The 16,778-nt window shown below is 52.8% G+C and carries 11 protein-coding genes; all 11 read left to right on the forward strand.

Annotated features, from left to right (window positions below; all coding sequences use genetic code 11):
- The first annotated feature begins 31 nt into the window (after positions 1-31).
- Positions 32-1,540 (forward strand): ABC transporter substrate-binding protein, encoded by a 1,509-nt coding sequence (locus ACFQ88_RS03790; RefSeq protein ID WP_239635097.1) that lies wholly within the window; start codon positions 32-34, stop codon positions 1,538-1,540.
- Between the two features lie 69 nt (positions 1,541-1,609).
- A complete protein-coding gene (locus ACFQ88_RS03795; RefSeq protein WP_379452027.1) occupies positions 1,610-3,496 on the forward strand; it encodes a heparinase II/III domain-containing protein in 1,887 nt (628 codons plus the stop codon).
- A complete protein-coding gene (locus tag ACFQ88_RS03800) occupies positions 3,493-5,484 on the forward strand; it encodes a DUF8034 domain-containing protein (RefSeq protein ID WP_379452029.1) in 1,992 nt (663 codons plus the stop codon). The genes ACFQ88_RS03795 and ACFQ88_RS03800 overlap by 4 nt, the downstream gene beginning before the upstream one ends.
- A 59-nt stretch (positions 5,485-5,543) precedes the next feature.
- A complete protein-coding gene (locus ACFQ88_RS03805) occupies positions 5,544-7,736 on the forward strand; it encodes a hypothetical protein (RefSeq protein WP_379452031.1) in 2,193 nt (730 codons plus the stop codon).
- 19 nt (positions 7,737-7,755) lie between these two features.
- Positions 7,756-8,658: an aldo/keto reductase gene (locus tag ACFQ88_RS03810; protein WP_379452033.1), complete on the forward strand. Its 903-nt coding sequence runs from the start codon at positions 7,756-7,758 to the stop codon at positions 8,656-8,658.
- A gap of 17 nt (positions 8,659-8,675) precedes the next feature.
- Positions 8,676-9,527, forward strand: a complete 852-nt coding sequence (locus ACFQ88_RS03815) for an amidohydrolase family protein (RefSeq protein WP_379452035.1) — start codon at positions 8,676-8,678, stop codon at positions 9,525-9,527.
- 267 nt (positions 9,528-9,794) lie between these two features.
- Positions 9,795-11,525, forward strand: coding sequence for a sensor histidine kinase (locus ACFQ88_RS03820; protein ID WP_379452037.1), 1,731 nt, complete (start codon positions 9,795-9,797; stop codon positions 11,523-11,525).
- The gene (locus ACFQ88_RS03825; RefSeq protein WP_379452039.1) at positions 11,522-13,120 is read left to right on the forward strand and encodes a response regulator; all 1,599 of its coding nucleotides are present in this window, start codon (positions 11,522-11,524) and stop codon (positions 13,118-13,120) included. The genes ACFQ88_RS03820 and ACFQ88_RS03825 overlap by 4 nt, the downstream gene beginning before the upstream one ends.
- 161 nt (positions 13,121-13,281) lie before the next feature.
- Positions 13,282-14,229: an ABC transporter permease gene (locus ACFQ88_RS03830; protein WP_239635105.1), complete on the forward strand. Its 948-nt coding sequence runs from the start codon at positions 13,282-13,284 to the stop codon at positions 14,227-14,229.
- Positions 14,230-14,258: 29 nt separating this feature from the next.
- Positions 14,259-15,125: a carbohydrate ABC transporter permease gene (locus tag ACFQ88_RS03835; RefSeq protein ID WP_379452042.1), complete on the forward strand. Its 867-nt coding sequence runs from the start codon at positions 14,259-14,261 to the stop codon at positions 15,123-15,125.
- Between the two features lie 81 nt (positions 15,126-15,206).
- Positions 15,207-16,697, forward strand: coding sequence for an extracellular solute-binding protein (locus ACFQ88_RS03840; RefSeq protein WP_379452044.1), 1,491 nt, complete (start codon positions 15,207-15,209; stop codon positions 16,695-16,697).
- The last annotated feature ends 81 nt before the right edge of the window (positions 16,698-16,778 follow it).

Consider the following 16,778-nt stretch of genomic DNA (forward strand, 5'->3'; position numbering starts at 1 on the left):
AACTTAAATCCTTAAAGGGAGGGTCTTTACTATGAATCGATTTGCGTCAACCACATGGTCTCGTACGTTACTTGCCGGTCTCAGCGCATCCTTATTGTTAGCCGGGTGCAGCAGTGGCTCCGGGGGTGCAGGAACGAAAGAAGCGGGGGCGGATGGAGACGGCGGACTGAAGCCGGTCCAGTTGTCCTGGTATTACCCTGCGACCGCCGGGGTTCCGGCCGATCTGAAGACGGTGGAGGAAGCGGTTAACAAAATTACGAAAGCCCAAATTAATGCAACCGTTAAGCTGAATGCCGTGTCGTCCGGCGACTACAATCAGAAAATGAACACGAGCGTCGCGTCCGGGGAAGAGTTCGATATTTTATGGACATCCAACTGGAACTTCGATTATGTGCAAAATCAGAGTAAGGGTGCCTTCATTGCGCTTGATGAACTGATCGACAAATATGCGCCGACGGTTAAGAAGAGCATGCCTGACTTTGTATGGGAAGCGACGAAAATTGATGGCAAAATCTATGGCCTTCCCAATTATCAGACCGTGACGAACAAAGAGGGCTTCGTGCTGCAAAAACGGTATCTCGACAAATACAATATCGATCCGTCGCAGCTGAAGAAGATAGAGGATATCGAGCCGCTGCTCGCTAAACTGAAGGATAATGAGAAGGATGTTATTCCGTTTATGATGGACCGGAAAGGGAAGTTCGGCAACATGCTGCGGATGTATAATCTGGAAAGCGTGATCAATGGCATTGCCGTCATTAATTTGAACAACCCGGATAAAATTCTGAACATGTACGACATCCCAGAATACAAGAAATATCTGGATCTCGTGCGTGCCTGGAATACCAAAGGCTACATTAACCAGGATGCAGCAACGCTGAAGAATGGCAACGATTACACTAAGGTCGGTAAAACGGCGGTCAGCTATCATAACGTGCTGAAGCCGGGCGGGGAGCAGGAGTCCAAGGTATCGTCGGGAGGACTGGATCATGTATACGCTCCGATAACCGATGTCTATACGGGAACGAACACGATCATTACAACGCTGCAGGCGATTAGCCGTACTTCGAAAAATCCGGAGCGTGCGATGATGTTCCTTAATCTGGTCAATACGGATAAAGAACTGTACAACTTGTTATCGTTCGGCGTCGAAGGCAAGCATTATACGAAAAATGCCGACGGCACGATCAAAATCAATAAGGACGCGGGCTACGTAGCGGCCGATTGGGTGTTCGGCAATGTGTTTAACGGCATTCCCATCGAGGGTAAAGCGCTTGATATTTTCGATAAGACGAAGAAGGAAAACGAATCCGCCAAGCCGTCGCCTATTATGGGCTTTAAGTTTAAGGCGGATCCGGTAGCTGCCGAGGTCGCAAACATTAATGCGGTTGTAGACGAGTTCGGGCCGGGTCTTAATACCGGTATCGTTGATCCAGGGAAGCTCGGTGAATTTCAGGATAAGCTGAAAAAAGCCGGCATGGAGAAAGTGATTGCTGAGGCGCAAAGGCAATTGGACGAGTGGAAGAAAACGAAAAAATAACACGGACCGCCATAGCGGGCGGCGAAATGCCGCCCGCTGTGTGCATCCGCTTTGTTCAGGAGGAGGAACATGACAGGTATCGATCAATTGTCGTTGCGTCAGCTTAAAAATGCGCTGGAACATCCCGCTGGTCAGGAGAAACCGTTGTTCCCGGAGGCTGCAAACAAGGAATATTGGCTTCGCAGTAATCGGGACCCTCGTTGTGAGGCCGTATGGGATGAAATTCGCAAGGCGGGGGAGTCGTTTACAGCCGTTCCTGTGGAGCTGCTGCCGTATTCGGAATTTATACTATTTCATCGAACCGGCGACCGAACCCGGTATGATGATAAATATTTCGACCGTCGACGCCGGCTCTGCGTGTTAGCCATGCTGGCGCTTGCAGACGAGGATGCAGAACGCTGGATCGCTCCGCTCCAGGATATCATCTGGGCCATTTGTGACGAATATACATGGGTCATTCCGGCTCATGTCGGGCTGTATCATAATGAGTATCCGAGCGGCATATGGGATCAGCCTGCACCTCCGCGAGAGACGGTGGACTTATTCGCCGGGGAGACGGGGCTTGCGCTTGCCGAGATCGTCGGTTTATTGGAGCCGAAGCTGGAGCCATGGATTGTCCATCGGGTACGTGAGGAAGTGGAGCGGCGACTGCTGAGCGTGTATTTCGCCGATCCGGCGCCGCAAAATTGGGAGCTGAAGACGAACAATTGGCCGGCTGTCTGTGCAGCTTGCATCGGCTGTGCGGCAATGTGGCTCGTCCGCGACCCGGAGAGGCTTGCCGGCATGCTATGGCGGGCGATCCATGCTTTGCGGCAGCACTTGCAGGGCTTCGATGCACAAGGGGCAACGCCGGAAGGAGCCGCTTACTGGCAGTTTGGTTTCGGTTACTACGTTTATTTTGCGGAGATGATGGCTGAACGCACTGCCGGTCAGATCGATTTGTTGGCTGGAGAAAAGCTGCGCCGTATCGCCTGCTTCCCGCGCAGCTGCATGCTGACCGGCAGCCAGGTGATCAATTTCTCCGATGCTCCTGCGGAAATGGATTATCAGCCGGGGCTGTACCACCGGCTTCACAGACGGTTTCCGGAGGCAGCACTGCCGGATCAAGCACCCGTATACGGGAGCGCATTCCGCTCCTGGACGATGGCCAGCCGCATGCTGCTGTGGATGGAGCCGGAAGCTTCGGAAATCAACCGAGACTATGGAGTACTGCCATTCGAAGACTATTATTTTCCCGGCCATGGCTGGGTTATCAGCAAGTCGGAGGATACCGGTGGCCTTGTCGCCTTTGCAGCCAAGGGCGGGAGTAACGATGAGCCGCATAATCATAACGACCTTGGACATTTTATCATCCATGTGTACGGCCAGAGCGTTCTGTGTGACCTAGGGGCAGGCGAGTATACTAGGCAATATTTTCAACCGGCCTATCGCTATGCTCAGTTAACAGCCAGCTCGCACGGTCATTCCGTACCTGTCATAGCAGGTACGGGTCAGTTGGCTGGAGAACAGTATCGCGCTTCTCCGCTCGGATACGAGCAAACGGATGGAAGAGTCGTATACAAGATCGATCTGACCAGGGCGTATCCTGCCAGTACAGTGCTTGATCGGCTGCATCGTGAATTCGTATGGGAGAGGCCGCAAGCGCCGTCCGAGACGGATTATCGGCTTACCTTGCGAGATGAATGCGTCTTTACAAGCGGAGCAGAAGCCTTTGAATCCGTCTTCATGTGCAGTATGCCTCCACGGCTGATGGAGCCGGGATGGGTAGCGATCGGCCCCGTTAGGATGATATACGATGCGGAACGGTTCCGCTGCCGGTTTACAGAGGAGCACTACCGGTCCATTGCAGGTGAGGAGCGTATGGCATACCGGCTTGTATTGGCTGTAATCAAGCCGTCTGCCCGAACGGTGTGTGAGGTTCAGTTTGAAGTGAAGGGGAGAGGTGAACGGATATGATGACAGATAAGGATGGGGCGTTCTCCAAGGTGGCTGTAGACGCTGGGGATGGTGCAGGATCGGATAGTACCAGGCTGCTGCCGAAGATTGAGGCTGCTAGCGGCTGGAATCCGCCTAAATGGGCGCTGATGCAGCGACTTCTGCTGGATACGTTGAACGATGCTGCGGTCGAATTCGTTCAGCGGTATACGCATCCGGACGGGACACTGATTTGGCGGGATAACTGGCCGGGTATGGACGGTTCGGACGATCCGTATGAGGCGTTCATGAATTTGGCCCTGCTTTATGCGCTTGGCGGCAGTGAGGAAGTTCATGCTCTGGCGCTGAAAATGTGGGACGCCATCACTTGGCAGTGGACGCAGTACGGACAAATTCATAATGAATTCGACCGGTACTACGATTGGATGCATCATGGCGAGGGCTATTTATATTTATATTTCCTTGGACTGACCGATCCGCATTTGCCCAAACAGGTGCAGCGTTCCATCCGGTTTGCCGGGATGTATACCGGTGACGACCCGGAGGCGTTGAATTACGATAAAGAAAAGAAGCTGATCCGATCCCCCATCACTGGAAGTCAGGGGCCGAGATTTACGATGACGGAAGAGGACTGGTGTACGCACCGGGGGGTGCTGGACGACTATTTGGCGCCGTTCGAGGATATTCCCGGCGTTGATTTCGCCAGCGGAAAATGCAGGTGGTCCGACGATGACGTCTATCGCGAGGTCATCCGGCTGATGAATGAACGGATGGCGCGTGGCGACGTGCCGCTCAATCTTAATGCGACCTCTCTTGTTGCGCACGCCTATCTGATCTCGGGTGAGGAGCGCTTCCGCGACTGGGTGTTAACCTATTACGCTGCATGGGAAGATCGAGCGAGGCGTAATGGCGGCATTATGCCCGATAATATCGGACTATCAGGGGAAATTGGGGAATGTATGGACGGCAAATGGTGGGGCGGCTATTACGGCTGGCGTTGGCCGCACGGCTTTATGACGGTGATTGAGCCGCTGACGAATGCGGCGATGAACGCTGTGCTCCTCTCTGGAGACATGGCCCACCTCGAGGAAGCACGCCGTCAGCTCGATTTGAATTGGTCGCTCGGGAAGCAGGAAAACGGCGTATGGGTCGTTCCGCACCGTCATTTCGACGCAGGATGGACGGATTATCGGCAGCCGGATCCGAAATACGCCATCCATCTGTGGACGATGTCGATGTCGGAGGAAGACCTGCTGCGGGCGAATCGGATTGAGGCTGCCCCTCACTTCCGCGAAATCGACGTTCCTTCCGTCTCCGGACGAAATCCGGTGACACGGAAAGAGACGAAGCATTTTATCGGCAATACGTATCCATGGTTCCGCTATATGCAGGGACTGGCACCGGATTATCCCGAGCAAATTACACAAGCAGGGTACCGCCTGATCCGGCAGCAGTTGGAAAAAATGCGGTCGGAAGCCGGAAATCCGCGTAACTGGCATTATGGTGTGTACAACACGGACGACTTGTCGAGCATCCATTTCTGGCAGGAGTATTGCCCGCTTTACTTCGAGAGTCTGGTGCAGCTGACACTAGGCGCCCCGATGCACATTTCACATGGAGGTTTGCAGCATGCTCGCCTGAGGTATTTTGATGCAGACGGACGCAGGCCCGGCCTGCCTGAGCAGGTTGGTGCGCTTGTAGAAGAGCTGTCGGCGGACAGCGCTACGGTGACGCTAGTGAATGTCGGTCTCGCGGCAGAACGAAGGGTTATCGTGCAGGCCGGCTGCTTCGGGGAGCACCGCTTGGAGCATGCGGTGTGCTATGACGAGCAGGGGAAAGAAACGGGAACGGTGCCGATTGGGAGCAAATGGGTTGAAATCAAGCTTGCACCCGGCAGCGGCATCCGGTTAAAGCTGGTAATGTCGCGCTACGTTAATGCGCCAACCTATGCCACTCCATGGTCGTCGGAGTCAGATTATGCACAGGTACTTCACGGCAGAACAAGATAAATCCGGAGGCGGAACGACATGAAACAATGAATGTCAGAGGCGATAGGGAGGTAAGCGAAATGGCAGCGTGCGCATACGAGGGTCTGACCGCAGCGGAGCGGGCATACGTGGAATCGCTGGAGCATGATGGTGAGACAGTCAACTTCGTAACCGACTATTTCAAGAGGCGTGGCGATCCTGAGTCAAGCGAAGCTTTGGATGTAAAGAAGACGGCTCGGTCCGCCAAGGAGGCATATCTGGACTTTGCGGAAGCGCGGTTGCGCCAATTTGCGGACTGCATCGATGAATCTGCAGCCGTAATCGACCCGTATGACGGGAAGGAGCGGCAATTCGTCACCTCCAGCTTTGCGTTGACAGGGGCGGTGCTCCTCGCAGCCGGACGATGCGCAGAAATCGAGGACAAGGTGCTTGCGACGATGGATAGAGCTACGCTTGCTCTGCAGTGCCGCAGCGTGCCGGACAGCCACGAGGACTTCACGACGCATATGCTGATGCAGGCGCTGCGACTGCTCGGGGACCGGAATCAGGCATCCGGGCGCGTGGCCGAATGGAGAGAACGGCTTGCAGCGATCGATCCCGAGTATACCTATACGCAGGTGGAGCGCAATATGCCCCTAAGGCACGTTCGCAACTGGGCGACGTATGCGATGCTGGGCGAGCAGATGCGAATCCGTGACGGACTTGCCGAGTCAGTTGGCTTTATCGATAAATATATTTCTGCACAGCTGCCCCGGTTTACGCCAGAAGGCCTGTACCGCGATCCGAATCTCCCCGCAGCGTACGATCTGGCGGCGCGCGACAATTTGGCGGGATTGCTGGACGAAGGCTATGCAGGACCGGCGGCGCTATTACTTGAGAAGCTGCTGCGGCGCGGGGCGCTGACCATGCTGTTTACCCAGTCGGTCACAGGAGAAGTATCCTGCGGCGGCCGCAGCAATCAATTCTTATGGAATGAGTTGACGTTTGCCCATATTTGCGAACGCGAAGCCGTTCACTACAAAGCTGCGGGAGATCTGCACCTTGCGGGCGTGTTTAAACGAGCTGCACGCCGCGCCATGGACTCTCTCCGGCGTTGGGCGGACATGACGGAGGTGCGCCCGGTGAAGAACCGCTTTCCGCCGGGAAGCCGCGCAGGCTACGAGCTCTATGCGTTCGACGCCAACTATTTACTGTATGCCGGCAAAATTGCTGCTTCCTGCTACATGCATGCGGACGATGATATCCTGGAGCGGCCTGCGCCCTGCGACCTCGGCAGCTATGTGCTGAGCTTGCCATCATTTCATCGTATCTATGCTACGGCAAGCCCTGCGCAAGGGGGATACCACCTATGCATCGACACGGCGGCACAGATGGGCCAGGATGCGACTGGCCTTGTACGGCTACATCGGTCGGGCGTTCCTGGAGAGACGGCCTTGTCGGCCGGGATCCCCGGAGCCCAAGGTGAAGTGCCTCTGGCCTTTATGCGCCCTAGAACCATAACGCCGCCGCCATGGCAGGCGGTGGCAATCGGGCCCCAGTGGCGGGATGAGCATGGTACATGGCATCGTCTGGCGGACTTCGGCCGCCGTAAGCACGAGATTTTCCATGCAGTGGACAATCGGGGACAGCCGTTTGATCCAGAGCCGTTGGCTTGGGAGGCGGAGCTGCGGTTTGACGAGTGCCGGGTGTCAGGGCAGAGTAAAGCTCTGACCGAAGCTACGTTCGGTGGATTAGCTGATGATAAAGGAGAGCTTTGCTTTGAGGTCATCTATACTGCGCGCTCCGTAACGGTTGCGGACCCGTCACCGGATGGAGTACCTCCCGGAGCGGGAGCGCAGGAGGTATTGCACCGTGCACAGGCAGACATATTGCCGCGTCCAGGTTGTGGGAGTTGCGCCAAGTTGATCGAGCGTTACCGGATCAGCAAGACAGGAGTTGTTATCGACTGGGAAGTACAAAGCGCGGAAGGCGGTGAAGTAACGGCCGTCGCTGCGATCGTACCTCTATTGACAACGAACGGCACGGATACGTCGGAAATCGCAGTCAATATGATCGATGGCGTTACGCTTCGATATCTTGGCAGTGAGTATTCTGTAAAACCGGTTCAGCAAGAAACCGCGGTCGAACGGGGTGATCGACCTTGGGATCTGGAGCTGTATCCCGGTCTTGCACCAAATCGCAATGGCCATTACCGTCTGGCTGAATGGACGCACCGGGGCGGCAGCAGCGTGAAGCTGCTGCTGCGGTTGGAGCCGCCTGCAGCGGGAGCTTAAACTGAGAGGAGCAATCTAGATGGAATATACGACATTGGGCCGAACCGGTATCCGCGTCTCGCGAATGGGACTAGGCGGGGCGCCGCTCGGGGGGGATTTCGGGGCGACGAGTGAGAAGGACGCGGTCGATACGGTGCACGCCGCACTGGATGCCGGCGTGACCTTTTTCGATACCGCGCCGTTATACGGACGCGGTGAAAGCGAGCGCCGGCTTGGGCTTGCTCTCAAAGGCAGACGGTCCGAGGCGGTCATTGCAACTAAAGCGGTTATGAGGGGCGAACCGTATACATATGACAACACGATCAAGTCGGTGGAGCAAAGCCTCCAGCGGTTACAAACGGACTGGATCGATCTTATTCAGCTGCATGAGACGGAAGCGACGACCTTTCAGGAAGCAAGCGAAGGAACGCTCGCTGCTTTTCAGCAGTTGAAGCAGGAAGGCAAGGTACGGGCGATCGGTGCGAATGGCCGCAATGCAGATACGCTTGCTTTGTATTTACGTACCGGTCTGTTGGATACGGCGCAGACGTACTGCCGCTATACGCTGATCGATCATACGGCGCGTGAGCTCGTATTTCCGCTTGCACGAGAATACGGTGTAGCCATAATTAATGGCAGCCCGTTGAATATGGGGGTGCTGGCGGATACGCCCGCTCCATTCTTACTAAATAATCCGGAGCTCCTTGCAGAGGCCGACCGGCGCATGGGGCTGCTGGACTTTCTACGGAAGCCGGAGCCGCACGGTCTTGTGGAAGCTGCCATGCGGTTCAGCTTGACGTGTCAGGACATCGCCGTGACATTAACCGGAGCCGCATCCCCGGACATCGTAACTCAAAATGCGGCCTATTGTGACGGCCGCGGGCTGAAGGATGAAGAGCTGCTCCGGGTGCTGGAGTTGTTTGCCGGAAAGCCGTTATATTAAAGAAAGAAGGGACGCCGGTGTATATCGACAGTCATGTTCATTTTTGGCGGCTGGCGCGCGGTGATTACGGTTGGATTAAGCCGGATAATCCCATATTGTATCAGGATTTCACCCCCGAGCACCTGCTGCCTTTTTTAAAAGAAGAATCGGTTGGCGGCTGCATTGCCGTTCAAGCTGCTCCGACTATTGCCGAGACCGAATTTCTGCTATCGTTAATTATTGATCATCCTTGGATTCTGGGAGTCGTCGGATCGCTGGACCCGTACTTAGTGGAGGCGGAATACATTCTCCACTATGAGCGTCTGCGTGTGAACCGAATGTTTAAAGGAGTCAGGCTGAATGGCGATCAGCTGGAACGAATCGCTCGTTACGGTGGAGAAGCCTTGCTGCGACTGAAACGCTGGGTCAAGGACAAAGTGACGGTTGATCTGCTTGTGCGCGATCATCAGCTGGAACATGCATTGACGCTGCTTCGGTTTGTTCCGGAGCTTCATGTAGTAGTGAACCATTTGGCCTGCCCGCCGTATGGGCAAGAGCATTTGAGCGAGCAGTGGGCACAGCATATGTCTGCGCTCGCGCGCTACCCTAATGTTATGGTGAAAATCTCCGGGATGATTACACCCGCAGGGAATAGACCGCAAGTGCTGCGCCCTTATGTTACACATCTTCTTGAAGCATATGGGCCGAGTAGGCTTATGTATGGGAGCGATTGGCCTGTGGCTACGCAAAAAGGGAGCTACGCGGACGTTGTGAGGCTATTGACACAGGTGCTTCCAGAGGGACTTACGGAGCGGGAATTGCATGCGATTCGTTTCGGGAGCGCTTGTGACTTTTATGGGGTTTCTGAATGCCAGGAAAATAATAGTTAAGACTGATTCGGAGTATACGAGGATACAGGGGGGGGAGCCCTCAGATATCCATAAAACGACAAAGAGCCGCTTCTACGAGTAGGCTCCTTTTGTCCGTTACTAGCTCAATACGTCAAAAGCCAAGAACTGCTTTCTAATAGCATGATGTGTAAATAAGCCTCGATTTTCCGCATTACCAAGAAAAACTTGTTTCCCTCGCGAGTTGGGTATTGACGTTATCAGGCAAGTTATCTAAGATAGCAGTAAATTCGCGAGGAGGCTCGGCTGATGAAGCGCGTTCCCGGCACTCACTCCATTCAAACCAAACTGACCTTGACGTTTCTGTTGATTTTGATTCCTCTTGTGGCGGTTAGTGTATTTGCCAATTATTATTCGCGAAACATCTTAAACGAGCAAATTAGCGACCGGACCGAGGGAGCGCTATTGACCACGCTGGAGTATATCGAACAGATGACCAAGAGCATGGATCAGCAAACGCTATTGATCGCATCGAACCCTAATATCGTGGATATCTGGAGCAACGTCGACGACCCGCTTAGACCGGATCTTCTTTATGGCATCCATACGGTACAACAGCAGCTGTCGGCATTGACCAATGTGAACGGAGCGGTCAAGGAGGCGTACATTCTTCATGGGGAGAGCGGAAACGGGGTCTCGACTCTGAAGGGCGGTGTCAAATGGCCCGGGGTCAAAGAGGAGTTCTGGTTTCAACAAACCATCGATGCAAGAGGGGGGCTCGTTACTTATGTCCCGACGGATACGGAAGTGTTCCGATCCAACTATCTAAACAATGACCTGATTTATTACGTGAGGCAGCTTGATTTTCTAAGTCATAATAAGGAGCCTAATGTCATGATTTTGGCTGTGGACAAGCTTGCTTTTCGATCGATCATTCAGCACCTTCAAACATCGGAGAATACTAACATCACTTTGTTTTATAACAAGGAGCGTGTGCTGGAAACGAATCCTTTAAATGAGGAAGTCCGCAGCAAGCCGATGTTCAACATTCAAGTTGAAAGCGATTACTGGTCCATTGAGCTGGAACAGCCGATGTCGGAGGTATACCATCTGTCCCGAAATCTGCAGAAGTTCACTTTTGTCATCATTGCATTTAGCATTATCTTGGCGATGTGGATCTCATGGCTTGTTTACAGCGGAATCGCGAAGCCGCTGCGCCAGCTTCTCGGCGCATTCAAGCAGTTCGGCAGCGGCAATCTGACTTTTCAGGTCGAGCATCTGAGAAAGGACGAATTCGGGCTCGTCATGAATGGATTTAACCGGATGGCGGCCACCCAGCGCAAATTGATCGAGGATGATTATGAGAAGGAGCTTCGGTTGGCCAAGGCCGAATTTTCTCTGCTGCAATCGCAAATCAATCCGCACTTTTTGTATAACACGCTGGATACGATCTACTCGGTAGCACTGAAGAAGCAGGTGCCGGAAATTAGCGAGATGGTCATAAACCTCGCCCGCTTTTTCAGAGTAAGTCTTGGAAAAGGCAGAGAGTCGTTCCCGTTGTCGGAGACCGTGCAGCATCTGATGTACTATATACGTGTGCAGCAGCTGCGAAAGGACCACTTTACGGTCCACATCCAATTGGCTGAGGAAACGAAGGGTATTCCTATGCTGAAGCTGATCTTGCAGCCGATTGTTGAAAACGCAATCATTCATGGCTTGGATAAAAGCAGGGGGGAGAGCGAGCTTACTATTCGATCGCAGATGGATAGAGAAAGACTGATCGTTGAAGTAAGCGATACGGGAGAGGGGATTCCGGAGCCAGTTTTGACAGACCTGCGACATGAGCTATCCTTGATCAACAGCCAGTCGTACCAGCATGCAGAGACGCGTCAGTTCCGGCGTTATTATGGCTTGCAGAACGTGAAGTCCCGTATCAAGCTGTATTATGGCGATGAAGCGGATCTGACTCTGGAAAGCGCCGCAGGACAAGGAACAACGGTGAAGCTGATATTACCTATTCGGAAGGAGGATCGGGAATGAAGCTGTTAATCGTGGAGGATGAGCCTCATGTAAGGGAACGAATTGCAGAAGGGATCGACTGGGCCGCTTATCAGTTTGAACTGGCGGCTGCAGTCGAGAGCGCTCAAGAAGCGCTTATGATTATGCATAACGATAAGATCGATCTCGTTCTGAGCGATATTTATATGCCTGAGATGAGCGGGTTGGAGCTAGCCAAACGGATTAAGGCGGAATTTCCGCTCGTGAAAACAATTCTGTTATCCGGATACGATGAGTTCGAATATGCGAGGGAAAGCATAGCTTATGGCGTGTTCAAATATCTGCTCAAGCCGGCGGAGAATGAGGAGATTGTAAGCACGGTCCTTGAGGCAAGGAGCGTTCGAGAGAGGGAGCTGCATGACAAGCATAACCTTCAAACGCTGCAGCAGCGATGGAAGGATCACTTTCCCCATTTGCGTGAGCTTTTCTATAAAAATTGGTTGAACGGGCGTTATTCCGAACGGGAGATTGAGAAAAGCAGCCAGGAGTTCGCGCTATCGCTGGAGCGGCAAATCTACCTTCCGCTTATCCTCGATATGGATCCGATAGCGAAGGACAATGAGCGGTTTCAACCACGAGACCGTTCGCTGGTCCAATTCCAGCTGTTTACCATTGCAAGAGACCTCTTGCCGGGAACGGAATGGATGGTGCTGCAAGATGATGACGGTATGACGGCGGTGGTGTGCTCCGCCCCGGCGGATGTTCAAGAAGATGCGTTCTGCAATCGAGTCAACTCGCTTGTAAGTACGGTACTTGGCACGGTGCACGATTGTTTGAAGCTCACGGCCAGCGCGGGCATAGGGACTGTCGTTAGGACCCCGCTGCTGCTCAGCCAGGCCTACAAGCAGAGCAGGCTTGCACTGCAAGAGCGGCTTATATTCGGCAACGGCATAGCCATCCCTTATCGTAATGATGGAGCAGCGCAGCGTTCATGGGTGCTTATGGAGCAGCTTGAGAAAGAGCTGGAGCTGTCCATTGAAACGGGAGACGAGTCCAAACGCAGGCAAACGATCGCAGCCATTATGGAATCGGAATTTTCGGAAGAGCATGTACTGGCCGATTCGAAGGAAGCGTTGTGGAGGTTCGTCTGCCTGTTGGCCCGAATGGTTCACAAGCACGGTTGGACTTTGCGCGATACGTTAAAGGAGGAATTCGAAGACTTCGAACAGTTCCATCAGCTGCTGTCGAAAGAACAGATCGCGGAATGGCTGGATCGAATGTCCTCCCGTATCAGCCAATCGATTGCCGAACGGCGGCAGAGCGGCACGCAAATCGCGATGAATGAAGTCGTGGGTTTTATTCATGCCCATCTCCATGAAGAGGCGCTCAGTTTATATCTCATTTCAGAGAAGACGTACATCAGTTATTCGTATTTGAGCAGAACCTTCAAGGAAGCTATCGGAGAGTCATTCACCGAGTACGTGCTGCGGCTGCGCATGGAGCGGGCGAAGGAGCTTTTGTCCAAAGGCTGTAAGGTTTACGATGTATCGGAGCAGGTCGGGTATAAGCATGTCAATTACTTTTCCAAAAACTTTCAAAGATATTGGGGAATAAAGCCAAGCGATGTGAACAAGTAGCCGGAGATGCTTCCGGCTTTTTCCCATTTTCCCGAAACAATAGGTTCAACATGACAAAATAGTTGCGAGTAAACGCAAAGAAATGGTATACGACGGAATTGGCAAAGATGCTACAGTAAATGTGAGCGGTTACACTATTGCGATTAAAGGAGGAGAACGCCATGAGAGCGGCGACTACGCCAACGTCCGCCATGTCCAAAGCCGCTGCGAAACGACGCCGTCCGCTGTTGAAGTTTTGGGATTTCTACTTAATGCTAATTCCTGCGCTGCTGTTCCTGCTTGTGTTCAAGTATGCGCCGATGTACGGTGTCGTGATCGCATTCAAGGATTTCAACATTATTCAGGGGGTGATGAAAAGTCCCTGGGTCGGCCTGCAGCATTTTCGCGAGCTGTTTGCTTTTAGCGAATTTCCCCAGGTTGTCCGCAACACGCTGATCATCAGTCTCATGAAGCTCGTCATCGGCTTTCCGGCTCCCATTATCATGGCGCTGCTGCTTAATGAGCTGAGATTTGCACTATTCAAGCGTACGGTGCAAACAATAACGTATTTGCCTCATTTTATTTCTTGGGTCGTCATTGGGGGGATTACGGTCGATCTGTTGTCTCCGAACAGTGGAATCGTCAATATGGTAATACAGTCTTTTGGGGTGAAGCCGATCTTTTTCATGACCGACGAGAAGCTGTTTCGCTGGATTCTGGTGCTAACCGACATCTGGAAGGAAGCGGGATGGGGCGCGATTATTTATCTGGCGGCCTTGCTGGGCATCAATGAAGAGCTGTTTCAGGCGGCTACGGTGGACGGGGCCGGGAGAATGCGGCAGATCTGGCATATTTCACTGCCGGGCATTCGATCGACTATTGTCGTGCTGCTGCTGCTGCGTCTCGGGAATGTGCTGGATGTCGGCTTTGAGCAAGTGCTCGCGATGTACAACCCGACAGTGTACTCCGTCGCCGATATTATTGACACTTATGTATTCCGGGTGGGCCTCGGCACGATGCAGTTCGGGCTAACTACAGCCGCAGGCCTGTTCAAGTCGGTGATAGGCTGCATCCTCCTGATTGTAGCGAACTATATCGCACGGAGATTGGGGGAAGACGGCATCTATTAGCCGGAACAAAACGAGGAGGAGGTGCCGCCATGATTCGTTCGAGAGGCGAGAATGCATTTTCGGTTGTGAACGTCATTATTTTAAGCTTGATTTCTCTTTCGATGATACTGCCGTTTATTCATATCGCCGCCAAATCGTTAAGCAGCGAGGCTTATGTGTTAGCGAAGGAAATCTTACTGTGGCCAAAGGGTTTTACTTGGATGTCGTATCAGTATGTGCTTACGAACAAACAGTTTTTTGATTCCTTTACAAATTCAGTGTTCATTACGGTTGTCGGCACTTTGATCAGCATGGCGTTAACGGTATTGGCCGCTTACCCGCTATCCAAGCGCAATCTCCCTTACGGAAGGGTTCTCATGCTGCTGTTCGTCATCACGATGTTTTTTAGCGGGGGTCTAATCCCTACTTATTTGGTTGTCAAGGAAGTCGGTTTGTTGAACACTCTCTGGTCGCTAATTTTGCCTGGGGCGCTTGCTCCGTTCAATTTGATACTGGTACGCAACTTTTTTCTCAGTCTGCCTGACACACTGGAAGAGTCGGCGCGCATGGACGGAGCTTCCAACTGGCGCATTTTATGGTCGCTCTACATTCCTTTGTCCAAGCCTGCGCTCGCGACTATATCCATGTTCTATGCCGTCGGCTACTGGAACAGCTTTTTTCAGGCGATGATGTATATTACCGAGCGACGCTGGATGCCGCTTCAGATGTTCCTGCTTCAGCTGGTTACGGATGAGAAGACGGCGGATACAGCCGTTCTCGACGTGTTTCGTGACATCACTCCGGAGACGATTCGGGCGGCAGCGATTCTGTGTGTGGTCATTCCGATTCTGTGCGTGTACCCGTTTATTCAAAAATATTTCGTCAAAGGCGTTATGCTCGGTGCGGTCAAGGGCTAGCCACTACCCTGACTGGGATATGTTGACGCAGGATGCTTGGCCGAATACAAAAAGGCTATCAAAAAATGGGGGAGTGTAAGCATGTTAATGAAAAAGGCTTCTTTCATCGGTTTGTCGGCTTTACTACTGACGGGGATGACGGCGGGCTGCAGCCAGAGCCCGGATGCAGGCGGTACTTCCAGCGATGCGACAGGCAGCAAAAATAAGGATTTGAAGGTGATGATGTCTTATCACGCTTCCATGGAGCAATTCAAGGGCTCGGACAATATGAATGATAATAAGCTGACCAAAGAGATCAGAGAGAAATCCGGGTTGAATGTGAAATACGAATCGCTCCCCAAGGATAATCCGTCCCAAAAGGTATCTATCGTATTGGCTTCCGGCGACGTTCCCGACCTGATGCGGATTAACGGCAAGTCCGATTATTTCAAGCTGGCCAAGCAAGGAGCCTTCGAACCGCTGGACGAATTGATCGCCAAATATATACCGAACGTCTCGCAGATGAATTCCAAAGAAGTGTTGGATGCTACCCGCTATGAAGGTAAAATATACGGGCTTCCTCACCGGGTTGCGCAAAAGGTAGGTGCCGGAATTTTGAGCCGGTCGGACATGATGCAGGAGCTGGGTATTCAGGAACCCAAAACTATGGATGAGTTTTATGCGGCGATGAAGACGATCAAGGAAAAGAAGAACATCGCCCCTCTTACGGCCAAAGCCTCTAATCCGGGCACCTTCCTACAATCGTTCCTGCCTTTTGCCGGCGCATTCGGAGTTGGCACCACCACGGTTGTGAAGGATGGCAAGCTGGAATTTTCCTGGGTGCAGCCCGAATTCAAAGAGTTTCTAGCCACGATGAAAAAGTGGTACGACGAAGGCTTGATCGATCAGGAGTTCTCCATCAATAAAGACGAGAAGGAGAAGATGATCAACGGCACAGCTGCTTTCTCCATATCGTACTGGGCGGATGCGATGGCGATCGACCGATCGATCAAGGAGAAGAAGTCGGGAGGAACGATTCGTTTTCTTGCCCCGGTCACGGGTAAAAACGGCCAGTCCGGTGTGCCTGAGGAAGCAGTGGCTGGAGGCAGCTATTGGGTTATTCCCAAGCAAGCCAAAAACAAACAAGGCGCAGCGGAATATATCAACTATATTTACGGAACCGATGCAGATAAGCTGCTGACCTACGGGATCGAAGGACAAGATTACAAAGTAGAGAACGGTAAGGTCATACAGACCCCGGAGCAAAGCAACGAGATTCCATGGCGTACGCTGTACTTCCTGGGCGATTCGGACCCGAGCTTCTTCGCCCGGCTGGAGGCGAAAGGGTTCCTGCCTTACTATCAGCCGTTGGAGCCTTTCAAGCGCAACCGCGAGGAGACGGTATTCTCGCCGTCCGTGGAAGCGTACGATACGAAATTTTCGGAGCTGCGCAATTTTATGGAAGAAAACGCACTGAAATTTATTATGAATAAACGCAGCCTCGACGAGTTCGATAAATTCGTTCAGGAATTCAATGCCAAGGGCGGCAAAGCCGCAATTGACGCCATGAACGGCTGGTACACCAAGAAATAAGCCGGAAGTTTCGAGCGGTGAGCCGTTTTCTATGAAGCGTTACGCGAAGGAAGCGGCTCACTATTTGGTAAGGGAAGCTCA

The sequence above is a fragment of the Paenibacillus sp. NPDC056579 genome, from assembly GCF_042793215.1.
In the GTDB taxonomy this organism is placed as follows: Bacteria; Bacillota; Bacilli; order Paenibacillales; family NBRC-103111; genus Paenibacillus_S.

Excerpts from the sequence above, each read along its gene's own strand:
- ACFQ88_RS03800 (WP_379452029.1), top strand. The coding sequence starts at position 3,493 with ATGATGACAGATAAGGATGGGGCGTTCTCCAAGGTGGCTGTAGACGCT.
- ACFQ88_RS03805 (WP_379452031.1), top strand. The coding sequence starts at position 5,544 with ATGGCAGCGTGCGCATACGAGGGTCTGACCGCAGCGGAGCGGGCATAC.
- ACFQ88_RS03835 (WP_379452042.1), top strand. The coding sequence starts at position 14,259 with ATGATTCGTTCGAGAGGCGAGAATGCATTTTCGGTTGTGAACGTCATT.
- ACFQ88_RS03840 (WP_379452044.1), top strand. The coding sequence starts at position 15,207 with ATGTTAATGAAAAAGGCTTCTTTCATCGGTTTGTCGGCTTTACTACTG.
- ACFQ88_RS03795 (WP_379452027.1), top strand. The coding sequence starts at position 1,610 with ATGACAGGTATCGATCAATTGTCGTTGCGTCAGCTTAAAAATGCGCTG.
- ACFQ88_RS03820 (WP_379452037.1), top strand. The coding sequence starts at position 9,795 with ATGAAGCGCGTTCCCGGCACTCACTCCATTCAAACCAAACTGACCTTG.
- ACFQ88_RS03830 (WP_239635105.1), top strand. The coding sequence starts at position 13,282 with ATGAGAGCGGCGACTACGCCAACGTCCGCCATGTCCAAAGCCGCTGCG.
- ACFQ88_RS03825 (WP_379452039.1), top strand. The coding sequence starts at position 11,522 with ATGAAGCTGTTAATCGTGGAGGATGAGCCTCATGTAAGGGAACGAATT.
- ACFQ88_RS03810 (WP_379452033.1), top strand. The coding sequence starts at position 7,756 with ATGGAATATACGACATTGGGCCGAACCGGTATCCGCGTCTCGCGAATG.
- ACFQ88_RS03790 (WP_239635097.1), top strand. The coding sequence starts at position 32 with ATGAATCGATTTGCGTCAACCACATGGTCTCGTACGTTACTTGCCGGT.